This window comes from Pseudoalteromonas ostreae (assembly GCF_018069805.1).
GTDB lineage: Bacteria > Pseudomonadota > Gammaproteobacteria > Enterobacterales > Alteromonadaceae > Pseudoalteromonas > Pseudoalteromonas ostreae.
Genome location: NZ_JAGPYN010000001.1, coordinates 163341 through 177634, shown reverse-complemented (window position 1 = coordinate 177634; position 14294 = coordinate 163341). Strand labels below are relative to the sequence as shown.

The 14294-nt window shown below is 38.5% G+C and carries 13 protein-coding genes; 1 reads left to right on the top strand and 12 read right to left on the bottom strand.

From position 1 onward, the window contains the following. Positions 1 to 45: 45 nt before the first annotated feature. From J7338_RS00710 to J7338_RS00660, 11 genes are all read right to left on the bottom strand, one after another. Positions 46 to 1671, bottom strand: a complete 1626-nt coding sequence (locus tag J7338_RS00710; RefSeq protein ID WP_210794649.1) for a methyl-accepting chemotaxis protein — start codon at positions 1669 to 1671, stop codon at positions 46 to 48. Between the two features lie 392 nt (positions 1672 to 2063). Beyond that, complete coding sequence (locus tag J7338_RS00705) at positions 2064 to 3251, bottom strand: hypothetical protein (RefSeq protein ID WP_210794647.1); 1188 nt, start codon at positions 3249 to 3251, stop codon at positions 2064 to 2066. Positions 3252 to 3276: 25 nt separating this feature from the next. After that, positions 3277 to 4074, bottom strand: a complete 798-nt coding sequence (locus J7338_RS00700) for an outer membrane lipoprotein-sorting protein (RefSeq protein WP_210794645.1) — start codon at positions 4072 to 4074, stop codon at positions 3277 to 3279. Beyond that, positions 4061 to 6403, bottom strand: a complete 2343-nt coding sequence (locus tag J7338_RS00695; protein WP_210794643.1) for an efflux RND transporter permease subunit — start codon at positions 6401 to 6403, stop codon at positions 4061 to 4063. Before J7338_RS00695 ends, J7338_RS00700 begins: the two co-directional genes overlap by 14 nt. Next, positions 6400 to 7464: a flavin-containing monooxygenase gene (locus J7338_RS00690; protein ID WP_210794641.1), complete on the bottom strand. Its 1065-nt coding sequence runs from the start codon at positions 7462 to 7464 to the stop codon at positions 6400 to 6402. The genes J7338_RS00695 and J7338_RS00690 overlap by 4 nt, the downstream gene beginning before the upstream one ends. Beyond that, positions 7465 to 7740 (bottom strand): acyl carrier protein, encoded by a 276-nt coding sequence (locus tag J7338_RS00685; RefSeq protein WP_210794639.1) that lies wholly within the window; start codon positions 7738 to 7740, stop codon positions 7465 to 7467. A 24-nt stretch (positions 7741 to 7764) separates the two neighbouring features. Next, positions 7765 to 9447, bottom strand: a complete 1683-nt coding sequence (locus tag J7338_RS00680) for a fatty acyl-AMP ligase (protein ID WP_210794638.1) — start codon at positions 9445 to 9447, stop codon at positions 7765 to 7767. Beyond that, entirely contained in the window at positions 9432 to 10625 is a 1194-nt protein-coding gene (locus tag J7338_RS00675) for a cysteine desulfurase family protein (RefSeq protein WP_210794636.1), read from the bottom strand. Before J7338_RS00675 ends, J7338_RS00680 begins: the two co-directional genes overlap by 16 nt. 1 nt (position 10626) lies before the next feature. After that, complete coding sequence (locus tag J7338_RS00670; protein ID WP_210794634.1) at positions 10627 to 10995, bottom strand: iron-sulfur cluster assembly scaffold protein; 369 nt, start codon at positions 10993 to 10995, stop codon at positions 10627 to 10629. A 23-nt stretch (positions 10996 to 11018) separates the two neighbouring features. Further along, positions 11019 to 12194: a LuxE/PaaK family acyltransferase gene (locus J7338_RS00665; protein WP_210794632.1), complete on the bottom strand. Its 1176-nt coding sequence runs from the start codon at positions 12192 to 12194 to the stop codon at positions 11019 to 11021. Positions 12195 to 12267: 73 nt separating this feature from the next. Next, the gene (locus J7338_RS00660; RefSeq protein ID WP_210794630.1) at positions 12268 to 13044 is read right to left on the bottom strand and encodes a helix-turn-helix domain-containing protein; all 777 of its coding nucleotides are present in this window, start codon (positions 13042 to 13044) and stop codon (positions 12268 to 12270) included. 213 nt (positions 13045 to 13257) lie between these two features. On the opposite strand from J7338_RS00660, the gene J7338_RS00655 reads away from it, so the two are divergent. Beyond that, positions 13258 to 13728, top strand: coding sequence for a DM13 domain-containing protein (locus tag J7338_RS00655; RefSeq protein WP_210794629.1), 471 nt, complete (start codon positions 13258 to 13260; stop codon positions 13726 to 13728). 99 nt (positions 13729 to 13827) lie between these two features. Here J7338_RS00655 and J7338_RS00650 read toward each other — a convergent pair whose 3' ends face one another. Further along, complete coding sequence (locus J7338_RS00650) at positions 13828 to 14232, bottom strand: GFA family protein (protein ID WP_182761423.1); 405 nt, start codon at positions 14230 to 14232, stop codon at positions 13828 to 13830. Between the last annotated feature and the right edge of the window lie 62 nt (positions 14233 to 14294).

Genomic DNA, 14294 nt, shown 5'->3' with positions numbered 1-14294 from the left:
CTGTATATTGTCATTTATACTCTATTAATGACAAGGGATACTCAGTTATATTTTAAACTCATTAACTTGTTGCTGTAACCTGCTAGCGAGTAACGCCAATTCTTGTGATGCTTGCGCGTTTTGCTGTGAACTTTCACTCACTGATGTAATACTAGAACTAAACTCGTTGATATTACTACTTAATTCATTGGCAACCATTTTCTGCTCTTCTGTGGCTGTTGACACTTGAGTATTCATACCAGCAATTTCGGTTACCTCTTGGTTTATTTCAGTTAAAACTTGTGATGAATATTGCGCATGATCAACACTTTCTTGAGCACTACTTTCGGCGTTGCCCATAGCAACAACAGCTTGTTGAGCCATACCTTGTAGTTTGTTGATCATTTCATTAATGCTCGCTGTGGCTTTTTGGGTATTATGAGCAAGTTGCCTTACCTCATCAGCAACAACAGCGAAGCCACGCCCGGAATCTCCAGCTCTTGCTGCTTCAATCGCAGCATTTAAAGCCAGTAAGTTTGTTTGCTCAGCGACACCTTGGATCATCATTACGACCTGATTTATATCATTTGTTTGTGTATTAAGGTCGTTTATTAACTGTGTATTGGCATTTACTAACTTAGATAAAGTTTGGATTGAGCTAATATTATCAGCAACGGCTTGCTGCCCTTGCTGTGCTTTACCATCTGCATTAGTAGCTTTTTCTGATGTCGCCATCGCACTTTGTGCCACTTGTTCAATCGCACTACTCATTTGTGTAATAGCTGTTGCAATCATTGCCGACTGTTGCTCTTGCTCTGTTGCTGTTGAGGCAACTTGATCACTAATTGAGTTCATTTCTTCTGCCGCAGAAGATAAGGTCAACGTCGCCCCAGACATGTCGGTTACTAAGGTATGAATACGTGACAACATATTATTAAAGTTACGCGCAGTATCTGCAATTTCATCTTCGCCAAGTACATTAGCTCGTATTCGTAAGTCAGCATTATTTGCAATTTCCGCAATGCTATCGCGCAGCGCTATCAATGGATTTTGAATAGAACGGTAAATAAAATAAGCTATAGCTAACAGTAAAAAAATCAACAGTGCTACTGATATTTTCATCACCTGGCTCACTAGCACAAAGTTTTCGTCTGCTTGTTTCTTGAAGTGATTCGCTTCATTTAGTTGCAGTTCTATTATATCTTGATAGCTTGCGCTTAATGGATCAAATACATTATATAGATCAGTAACAAACTGCTTTTGAGGGAGGGACTGAAAATCCCCATTGCGTATTTTATTCAACACGTTTTTTAGGTACGCTTGAACTGGCTTAAGTTTTTGCTCAACAATATTAACTAAGCTTTTTTCTTTACTGGTTAAGTCTGTACTAAGGTAAGCATTCCATTCTTTATCGGCGGTATTTTGAGACTGTTGCACTGCTGCTAATAAATCACTTTGGCTTACAGTCCCCGCTCTAAATTTATGGAGCAAATCAACTATATTAACTGCGTAGTTATCTGACACTGTTTTTATCTGTATCAATGGTACGACACGGTGATCATATAAACTGTCAATTCCCTTGACTAACCCCCCCATAGTACTAATTGAATATATGGCAGTAATCGTAAATATGATAATGGGCAAAAGAGCGAGCACGATCAAACGGGAGCGGACTAAATAATTATTTAACATAGTATTCCAAAGCTGCATCTTTAATATTTACAAGTATAATGCGTAATTCAAAAGCCTCTACGTTTTTATAATATTTTTTTCAATAAATTATAAAAATGTAGTGTCATAAACTTTTAAGTTACAACTCAGTAATAAAGTTTTGTCTGACTTATGGGTGTTCGAGGTATTATGCCTTAAGTATCTATTAGCGTTGCATATGCTAATGAAGTAATCTCTCACCTTCACTAACCGGCCCCAGTAACATCCGATCCCATAGGTAATCTCTATATCCTTGTGCTGTTAAGGCCTCGTTGTTGCTGAAACTCTCCCCACTTTAGAGTGATTCACAATTAACGCTGAATTTTAACTAGTAAATCTGTACAATTAAAATATTTACCTTAAATATCAACAAACTAAAAAGCATAATGTATGCTTAGTTTAAAAAACTCTTCATCAGACAATGCAAATAGACGCTTATCTTCCATAGGTGCACTTAGCACTTTGGTAAATTTACTCTTAAATCGAAAATAATCACTCAATCGATACTCATAGCTTAATTCAGCATACTCGCTTTTAAAATCAAAATCATAGCTATATAAAAAACGTACACTACCTTGATTACTATGGCCAAAATCAAACTTAGTGCCAAGAAAAATATCATTTTGACCATGACTCTCTCCTTGCTCGCCTCTATCATCAAATACGTATTCTGCGATAAAAATGACCTCTTCAATATACTCAGAAAAAGCATAACTTGGGTATTCAAGGCCTAAATTAGATGCTGTAAAGCCATGCTCAAGTTCTTTACCCGTTTTCAATTCCAATTTAACTGTAAAATCATCGAGTAGGTAAACCCCATCAAATATGAAATTTTCTGTTTGTAGATAGTAAGGTGACCGTACTGATAAATTTGCGACTGATTGCAACAACAGCGGGGAACGTCTTGTCCCTTTAAAAAAAGATAATGCAAACTCAAATTCATCAATGTAGAAAAGCCCTCGCGCGGCTATTCCCCCATTTTTTTTATCCTTCTCAAATAATGCATACTCAGACACTGGCAAGCCATAGACTGGTCGCTCAGGATAGGCTTGTTCTCGAAACACTGGTAAGTAGTAAACACTAATGTAGCCATTTTTAACGCGATTACTTAGCGATACAAACGTTTGTCCAAGCTTTACCTTGCCATCAATGCTTTCCATTATATCTGCTTGATTGAGTACATTGGCAATATTGATCGACTCTGATACTCCCCAAAAAAAAGTATCCACCCCTAAACCAAATTTCAAATTATCCTGGCTAACATAAACGTTTGCTTCTCTAAAATCATAATACCGGCGTGGTTCATCAGCACTATCCCAATTAGCAAAAAGATGAGTATTAAACTTTACTCCACGGCTACTTTTATTGAATTTAAACTCACCTTTAACACCATGACTAAATTGATTGTTTACGGTTTTATTTCGATCTTTTTCGTGAACGTAATAACGCGCAGTTGCAGCAAGATCAACACTGGCTGAGTCAAAAAAGCTAGTCGCTGCTACGGGAAAAACAGTACCAAACAAGCCAAGGCAACAAAGTGAGAACAGTGTGTGTAATTTCAAAGCTCTCGATATAAAAAATGATAATTTACTCACCTAACACGCTACGATGGAAATCATCGCCCGTTAAACCCAACGAAAACGTTATTGAATTGTACAGCAGCGTCGTGGCTTTATTTGTTTGTACATTTTTCATTTCAACATTAGCGGCACGCCAATATTTATTATCGTACAATTTGAACTGACTGGCTGTCATCACTTTTAACAGTGATTTTTTGCGATCATAAAATTCAATTTTGAATACTTTTTTATCCTTTTTGTCCACCCATAACCTTTGCTTGCTATAACCTGAGTGCTTATCTATAGGTGAGCGTTCTATTACATCGCATTGAGCATGTCCATTATTACACGCCTGTTCACTTACATAATTGTATGTATAATCTTCAAGCCTTTTACTCGTCATATCTTCAAATGAAAACTCACTCCCCATAAAGGCACCTGACTTATTGCGTGAAGAAATACGCTTTGTTCGGTTTACCACTGGCAAGTACAGCCACTGCTCATCAGTGCCCACTTTTTGTGGATGAGTTAATAAAGCAGTGCCTTTTATATCAATAGGAAATTGAAACTTTATCAGTGATTTATCACCTTCTTGATGATTTTCAAGAATAGTAACTTCTAACTCTCTTTTGGTTTGCGACCCCATGCCATCTTTTAATATCATCACAATATTAGAACGACTATCTTGAAAACCAAGGTCACGCGCATCAAGTGCACTGGCGACGGCAAAACCTTGCTCACTCGGGCTCTTTGTTGCATATGCTTGAGTGGCTAAACAGCTTGTTAACGAAATAGATAAAATCAAAAATCCATTAAGATATTTCATAAGATGTACTCCTTGAGTTTTTCTGTAAAGATGAAATTGGTGTTGTGCGAATAAACTTCATCGCTAGAACCGGTAACACAATTAAATCAAACAATAATGCCAACATAATTGTCACGCTTGTTAATAACCCCATTTGGGCATTTTTTTCAAATGATGATGTAGCCAGTAATAAAAAGCCTATCATTAATAAGATAGAGCTGATCACTATGGCACCCATAGTACGTTCAAAGGTAAATTGAATACTTTGTTGCGGCGAGAGACCTCGTTTTAAACCATTAATATACTGGTAAAGGAAGTGCACGGTATCATCGACGATGATCCCGATTGCCATTGCAGATACTCCTGCCAGCCCCATCGATATTTGCCCTTCAATGCAATACCAAAAGCCAAAGGCCATACCAACAGGAAGTAGATTTGGAATTAATGTTAATAAGCCAATATACACAGATCTGAAAACGATTGATAAAGCAATCGAAATTACAATAAACGCAATAAAAGCCCCTTTTAATAAACTAATAATATTGCTTTGTCCGATATGTGAAAAAATAAGTGAAGGGCTGGAATAGCTGTACGTTATATAATCAGGTTTGTTCTTGTCTAGCCATTTTTTTACTTTAATTTCAAAATCAATCATCGCCACTGAGCTACTGTTATGTAGCCTTGCGGTTAACTTCATGGCTGATTTATCGAAACTGACCATATCATTGATATCCCTACCAAACGGCAATGACATTTCATAAAGTAAAAAATGCTGGGTCGCCATTGTTGCGTTATCAGCTAGACGATAATAAGATGCATCATCCCCGTTCATTAAGCGGTTTAGTTGCTTCATTCTATGTAACGGGCTGGTAGTGACTATCACTTCTGGTTGATCAATAAGCCAGCTATCAAACTGCTCAATAAACTTTAAATATTTAATTGAGAAAATACCGTCTTTACTTGTTGTCTCTAATGAATAACCAATGTTATATAAACCCGAGAACTGTTTATCAACCGTTTCCGACTGTTTTCTAAACTCAACAGACTCATTAAAATATTTAATTAAGTCATCATTCCTTTCATTTAAAAAACCAAGGAATGAGATTAAAAAGCAAAACGGAACTAAAATATACAGGATTGGTTTTTTCATTTTTAAAAGAACATGCGTAAAGCGATCCATATTGCTAAATAAATTGAGCATATTGCTCTTAGAAGTTGATAACTTAACTTTAAATAGCATCGCTGGTAATAAAGTAAATGACAATAACAATGAGAAAATCACCCCAAACGCAACTATATTACCTAAGTCTCTAAATGGTGGGGAGTCAGAACTGTTCATTGCTAAAAAGCCCACTATGGTTGTTAAATGGCTAACAATGATGGGTTTGGCGTTATGTTGATATGATAGCAAGATAGCATTGTATTGTGAGCTGCCTTCGAGTAGCTGCCTTTTAACATAGCTAATAATATGAATACTGGATGCCACTATCACCGTAAACATGATTATAGGTGCGGAAATAGAAGGCGCTGATAAGTTAATATTGAGCCAACCAGCAAGTCCAAGTGCAGCCAATAACGACGAAAGCAACACAACTAAAATGCACAGAGAAGCCCCTATTGAGCCTAAAATAACCCCTGCTGCAACCAACACAAATACAATCATGATAGGGATCAGCACGGTAAAGTCACTTTTTGCCGCTTTGAAAAACGCACTATTCATAGTGACTAATCCTGTGGTCGCAAATTCATGCTCAGGATAGTCACGCTGCATATTTGCCAAAAGTGCTTCAACACCGGAGGTGAGTGCCAACGTTTCGGTTTTGTGATCTAATCCAGGTAATGTTGCTGTTACATTAATTGCTGTAAACATGCCATTAGCCGTAACTAAGTTACCAACTAAATCTTTTTCTTGTGAAGCTGCAAGCTTAATAGATTGAGCATATTCAGTGGTTATTTGGCTCGCATCATAGATAAACTCTTCAATTAAAATGTCATCACCATCAGCTTGGCTAAACATAAAGTTAGCCAGCGAATCAACCCGACTAACATGGTCAACAGTCCAAAGTTGTTCAGTAAGCGCAAACACTAAATTAAGGGTCTTAACATTATAAACGTCTGAATTTTTTGACCTAACCATTATAAAAATATTATCAGTCGTACTATAAGTTGTTTCCATTTGTTCTAGCGTCTGAAGATCACGATCAGTATCGTCAAAGAATATTTTGTAATTACTCGACAATCCCATATTTTTTAAACCAATAATCGATACAAGGGTTATTGCTAACGTAATAAACAGCAGCCAACGACTGACTGTTGAATCAAGTAGCCTGATCACGCGACTTTCTTTCATGCTAATTCCTTTGCCTTGTTGAGGTAATTTTCGAGCTTAGGGATAACGATGGCAACGTCTTTTGGCACCCCTAAAATTAGCTCAGATGCACGACAACTGAACCATTTGCGACCAATAATAAACAGCCCAGCCACTGGTGTTTCACCTTGATTATGAATAAAGCCATGTTCATCCACTGCGGATGTGATATTCAGCCATTGAGTGTTATCTTTATACCCAGTCGCCCAAATAATTACATCGACCTTGTCTAATTCACCATCGTGGAATTGCAATTTACCATTTGCATAGCCAACTAAACGTGAGCGAATTGTCACTCCTTTCGTTTGCAATTGCCTATTATTAGCGTCAGCACAGGGAACTGGATCGCGCTTTTTCAGTAATTTGGCAATAAAGCTGTTCTCGCTAGCCCACACCACCCTAAGCTTAGTTAACCACCAGAATATATTTCTCCCCAAAATATGAGTTGGGGGTAATCCTCTTTGCTTGCCAACGGCTAAAGTAACGCTGCAGCGTTTTGCTAAACCACTAGCAATTTGTCGCCCTGATGCACCACCGCCTACCACTAAAACGTTACTTTTATCAGGTACTAATGCTAAAGAAGATAATTGAGAACTTAGTTGAGTTATCGTCTCTGGTAAGTGCTTGCTGATGGCTGGAATATGGCTTATTTGATTAGCACCTGTGGTATTGATCACTGAACGGGCTTGGATCTGTTCACCATTTCGTAATGTCAGCAAAAACAGCTGAGCTTGTTTAACTAAGCTAACAACTTCAGCATTTTCACGAACATTTAATGCAAACGTTTCGGCATAAAGTTGTAAATACTGCGCCATCTCTTGTGTATCTGGAAGTCCCTCAGACTCCCCCTCGAAGGCAAGCCCTGGGAGCTGACTAAACTGTCGGGAAGTGAATAAACACATGCCGTCTAATCTCTTTGCCCATGTATAACCGACGCTTTGCTGTTCCAGTAAAAGATAAGAAATATGTTTATCTTGCAGCTGTTTAGCAGTGTATAAGCCAAACTGTCCTGCGCCAATGATCACCGTATCAAAGGTTAACATTTACAGCTCAGCCTCTTCGATGTGTGCTATCGTCAACTCATCTATATACTTGATTAATGAATTAATTGTTGGATGATCAAACGCTACTGTCGGGGAAACATCAATTTGCATATGATCTTCTATAATAGCGCTGATCTGCACATGTCCTGCGGAGTCGAGCCCCAATCGCGAAAAAGATATATCCCGCTGAATCTCACCGTTATTGCCCTCTATCCGCATTACTATGTAATCCGATATATCGTTGATTAGGGTGTTCTTACAAAATGATTTATTCATGATTAATCCTTTATTTTCATATCATTAAATTAATGTAGCGCATGCTGCCCGTTTAACTTTACCACTGGTTGTTTTTGGAATAGTCCCCGGACGAGTAACTAATAATTTATCGAATGAAATTTCATGCTGGGCAAATACTAATGCATTAATATCTTGCGTCATTACTTGCTCATCAATTGTTGCTAAAAAACGCTTATTGATTTCTACGATAGCTCCAAGCTTTGTTTCAGTGCCACACTGATAGGTAAACACAGAGGTCCCATTACCACCATTCGCATAAGGATAGCTGTTACATGTTCTCTCTATATCGTATGGGTATAAGTTACGGCCGCGAATAATCAATACTTCTTTGATCCTACCGGTAACATACAACTGATTATTCACTACAAACCCTAAATCTCCAGTTCTAAGATATTGTTTGGCATTATCTGATGCGAGCATAGCTTGAAAGTCAGTCTTGGTACGCACAGGGTTATTTAAATAGCCCTGTGCAACCGAGTCACCATTTAACCAAATTTCACCCACCTGATTTTTTGAACATTCTTGCAAAGTGTCTGGATCAACGATTTTCAAGGTGAAATGTGGTGAAATCTCACCACAACACACAATATCCACACCTACCTGTGCCTGAGTTACTAGGCCTTTTGATAAACTATCTTTATCAAGGTTTAACACCGATATGCCACTTTGTAGTGGGCCACCAGAAACTAATAGCGTTGTCTCCGCCATGCCATAACTTGGAAAAAAAGACTGAACATTAAACCCGTAAGGCGAAAATTTCTGTGCGAACGCAGCCATCGTTTTTGCACTAACAGGCTCAGAGCCATTTAACGCGACTTTCCAACAGCTCAAATCAAGATCGGTTAAGTCTTCTCTGTCACTTATTAATTTTACACAGTGCTCATAGCCAAAATTAGGTGCCGCAGAGCAAAAAATTCGATAATGAGAAATTAACTGCAACCAACGACTGGGCCGTTGAATAAAATTCATAGGTGGCATAAAGATATACGTTCCACCAAGGTATAGCGGGCTAAGCATATGACCAATTAACCCCATGTCGTGAAATTGTGGTAACCAACCACCTAATACGACGCCCTTTTGTAAGCCACATGAAAGTTCTATCGCTTTCATGTTATCAACGATATTACTATGGCTGACCATCACCCCTTTGGGGCTACTTGTTGACCCCGAGGTGTATTGAATAAAAGCAATATCGCTGGCTTTAACTACTGATAAACTCTGACTAAGTGTTGTTTCATTTTGCTCTGTGAGCCAAGCAAAATTATGCTTACGCCCATCAACAATCTCCTGAAGTTGGTCGCACAGCTGTATCTTAGTGTCTTCGGTAGTGAGAATAGCGCAGACGTTAGCATTCTCAATTATATCGATGGTCCTTTCTAACTGTTTGGCATTGCGAGTTACGTTTAATGGTACGGCAATCACGCCACTATTTAGACACGCTAAGAAGTTTATGACAAAATCAAGGCCTGAGGGATACAGTAAGGCTACCACTTTATTGTGATAACCTAACGAGACCATCAGTTGTGATCTAGCCTCAATCTGTTGATATAACTGCTGATAACTCAGCTGTTGTGCGGTGTCAATTGCACGAGGCTGAAACACACAGGCTAAATGATCTGGCTGAACCTCAGCATACTTACGAATTGCGTCCATAAATAAAGTCGTATTAGTTAATTGCTTTTGCATATACCACTCTCACTTATTGACAGTAAAACCTGCGTCTCAGCAACCAGCGCTTGTACGAACATTTCTATGGCAGACAATGAGGTAAAACGTCCAAAACTGACTCTGATTGAAGCTTGGATATCTACTTCATTTAATCCCATTGCAGTTAAAACATGCGAAGCTTTTTTAGTTTTATTGTTACTACATGCAGATCCTATGGAGATAATAGTGTGATGGAGCATCTCCATCCGCGCCGCAAGTGCTTCAGCGCGGATCCCTTCGATAGTAATATTTAATGTATTTGGCAATGCATCAATGTAGTTGGTCGCACCATTAAATTTCACTTTAATAGGTGCTGCGTTTAGCAAAGCAATCATGTGCTGTTTATATGACCAATATTCTTTATTCCATTGCTCAATTGCCTGCTGTGCTTCTTCTGCCGCTTTCGATAAACCCGCAATTGCCATTACATTCTCTGTACCTGAACGCATTGCTGACTCTTGGCCGCCACCATGTATCAATGGATCTATGCTTGATATGTCCTTAATATATAAGCAGCCAATTCCTTTTGGACCATAAAATTTATGGGCAGACAAGGATAAATAATCAACATTTAAAGCGGTAACATCTAAATGCTGCTTTCCTACAAGCTGCACAGCATCAACATGCATTGGTATACTGTGTTCATGTGCAATTTTAGCTATCGCTGAAATAGGTTGGATCACCCCAGTTTCATTGTTTGCATACATAACCGATATTAATTGCGTATTAGCGCGAATTGCACCTTTAAGATCTGCGACGTTAATTGCACCACTGCTATCTGGCTTAAGATAAGTCACTTCATAACCTAGCTGTTGAATGCAATACTTTATCGGATCATGTACAGAAGCATGTTCAATAGCACTGGTAATAATATGTCCGGGTTGATCACTATGTTTTGACAGTACACCTTTAATTGCCCAATTATTTGCTTCCGTACCACCAGAAGTAAAAAATATATTGGGTGCTTTTACATTGAGTAACTTAGCAACATTTTCGCGAGCATGACTCACCACCGTTTTTGCCAGCTGTGAATAGTTATTACTACTTGATGGATTAGCAAACTGACCGATCGCAGAAATCATCGACTTTGCAACCTCATCTGAGATCGGCGTAGTCGCATTATAATCAAAATAACCTGAAATATGCTCAGTCTTCATACTAAACAACCCCAGCCTTTAACAAAGCAGCCAACTTCTCATGTAATTGCGTTAAAATGTGTAAACAATGATGTTGAGAAGGTTCAAGCTCTCCCAGCATCTGCGCAAGGTGTTCTGCGCTGCGCTGGGTAATCGAATTGATTGGCTGACCACATACTGAATCACAAAAAATATTGGCCGTTGCTATCGATGTTGCACAGCCCCACGCCTTAAATACCGCTTTATCGATAAAGTTATCGTGGGTTAACAATTGTATTTTGATCCGATCACCACAAACAGGGTTACCGATCTCAATTTCATAATCTGCAAGTTCTAAATTTCCGGTATGCTGCGGGTTAGAGAAATTATCAATAATGATTTGGTTATACATGATGTTACCTATTTAAAATGCATTTAAACAATCACAGGACACGCATTAGCATGACTGTCTTCATTATTATCAAGTTGTTTATCTAAATTCACTGCACAGCAGCCAAACTCAGTTGATTCAGGCAACCGCATTACATATTCAACCCGCTGACCACTTCGTTCATCCCCCTCCTGTTTGGGCAATAATCGCACTAAATCTTCGGTTAAAATAAAACCAGGTGTTGAACACGCTAACGGATCGAGTATCGCTAATTGGCCAACTTCACCAACTGCTACCTCTTGATCTAGATTTTTTGGATCTCGCACAGAAAAGTGGATATAAGGTGATACATGTTTGACGCCACGTTCATCGTCAATCGCAACAACGTTTGATTCTACTAAAGCATAAATATCGCGGATCTGACGCGGATCCACACCTAAGTATTCAACACACTCTTGGTTAAATTCTTTACGTGACAGTATCTCACCGCTAAATCGCTTCCAACCGCCTAAGGTAATAATTAACGTGTTTTTATCTAATTTCAGTCGAGTATCTGTTGCTTTTAAAAAACGAATAAAACGATTAATAAGAAACGGAGGTCCAATAATATGACGATCGAAATTATTCTCCCACCTTGCTAGCTGCTCTAACGCATCTTCTGGGATAAACGTTTCATTTTTAACCATAAATTTATGCGTATCTAACATTCCCGCCATTAAATTTAGGGCTTTGATCATGCCCATTTCAGGGATCTCTTCATTAGACGGACATAAATATAGACCCGCACCTTTAGATATCTCGAAAAACTCTCTATACATAGCATAGATACCCAAAATCACATTATCTACGGTTTCGCTGCAACGGCGAGACACACTTGGGATCCCTGACGTACCTGTACTACGCATCTCAAGCTCAATACTATTCAGGTTTTTTGAAAGCAACTTGTAATTATCATTTGCTTTAAATAAATGAATTGGGAGCAATGGAATTTTTATTAAGTCGGCAGGGGTACTAATTGTTGCGGAAGATATATTTTTATCCTCGCATGCTTTACGGTAAAAGGGATTATTGCTGTAATGAAAATTAAATGATTGCGCAATCAGCGCAAACTTAAAATCCAATAATTGCGGTTCTGTCATCGCGTAAAGCTGTTTTACTGATGACAGAGCGACTTTTACAGGATCAAGGCCGGATTGAATTAAGGTATTATGTAAGTTCATATTTTTCATTATAATTTAACTAAAAGATAATATGATTATAATGAACTGTTAAATTACGGCTTGTACAAACTAGCTAACTTTTAAAAAATACCTCCTTTGCTTGAACAATCGATAAACCAAACATCGATTGAAAGGTTCGACTCAGATGAGCAAGATCTGAAAAGCCAGCAGTGTATGCAGCATCTGTTGCTGACATGCCTTGTAGTAATGCATGGCTAGCACATGTCAAACGCCGCCAACGTAAATATGGTCGCCATGCAACGCCAACTTGTGAACGAAATAGGTGTAAAAATCGACTTTCTGATAAATATAGGTCTGATGCAACATCTGCTGCACGCCAACTTGCTGGCTTTTGGCAAGTACCAAGTAAACATAAATTCATTTTTGCAATTAGACTTAATATCCGTTTGTCAGTAATTTTATCCACATTAATTGAACAATCAAAATCAACCCCCAAACTTGAAAACAAAAGATTAACAATTGGTAGGGGCTCTAAAATCGGTTTGCTAGGTTTCTCACAGCCAATGAGTATATCATTTAGCATTAAAACTTCTGCATTACTTAACAATCGATCTAAATGCATGCCTAAGATACTCGTTGGCTCAACGAGTAATATCCACCCTTCTTCTAACTGAAGCTGGTGTTCAACCTGCGAACCAATAATAAAACTTCCAGTCAAAGTGCCACCAGAGTAGAGGCAGTTGACTTTTTTTGCTTTTGTAGTCCAAACGAGCTGAATAGAATGATGCCGATGTTTCTTTACGTCAATTGATGCACCATAAAAAATGACTAGATTATCTTTTATCCACACACTTGGCTTTAACTGACTATTTTCTTTATGCTCCCTCATACGCACTCAACTAATTAGAATCCGTCTCAACAATAGCACAAACACGCCATACTTAAAACGTTACATAATTGCAACAACAATCGTTTATCTATACATATTTAAACGACTATCAAGCTCGCCCAATCCGATTTTGTAAGCTAGCTTATAACTATAAAATAAGGCATACGCTTGTTTTGCCCAATATACTGAATATTTTATAAGTAAGGTCTTACTATGATACGAAAATTGTGGCAGGTGGCCGTTTATCTGATGATATTTTGTGTTGGCTTTGTTGCGGGGTTATACACACTGCCAATTTTAACGGCTCCTCCCTCTCCCAGCAAGCTTGAGTTGGCTACACATGCACAACAAGCACTTTATAGTGGTGAATTCAAAGCAGATCTGCCAGGCTCCGATGCTTTGCATTATGGTATCGGCCAAGTAAGACTAACCAATGCAATGATCTCTTTTGATGGCACCTTGAGCCCTGGCCCAGATTACCAGCTTTATTTAGCTAATCGCTTTATTGATAATGAAGCCGATTTTTTAGCCTATAAAGGCACAATGACACGGGTTGCAAGCGTAAATACATTCGATGGTTTTATAATTAAGGTGCCTGCCGATATTAATATTGCACGCTTTAACACTGTGGTTGTGTGGTGTGAAAGTTTTGAACAATTTATAACTGCGGCTCAGTACCAATAAACAAGTACTGGGAAACAACTGCTTTAAAAGCAACAGAGAGTTGCGGCACAGACTATTTGCCAGTTTACTTATAATAAATAACACTACCAGCCAACGACCTTAGCGTGTCGGTTCAAAACCATCATAGTGAGGGATATCAGCATTTATTTGCTCCCAATTCGCTTTTGAGCTGACAAAATTATGACTAATTGGCCGCTCTGTAATATCACTATCGAGTATACCCAGACGCAACCTTAGTCTGCTTATATCATCAAGGTTTTCACTGTAAATTGGGCTACCGCATGCACTACAAAAATAGCGGATACGCCCTGGTTTAAATTCAAAGCTGCTTAACCACTCATTGCCTTTGATTACTTTAAAATCAGCACGATTAATAAACCCGTTAGTAGCAAATGCAGTGCCACTGGCTTTACGACACAACGAGCAGTGGCAATGAATAATGCTCTGGATCGGGCCATCAATTTGCACTGTGACCTTGTTACACAAACAACTTCCTTGATACATGCTAAAACTCTTTAAAAAAATAAGCCTAAATACTAGCACAATTTTTTATCCAAAAAAGCCGC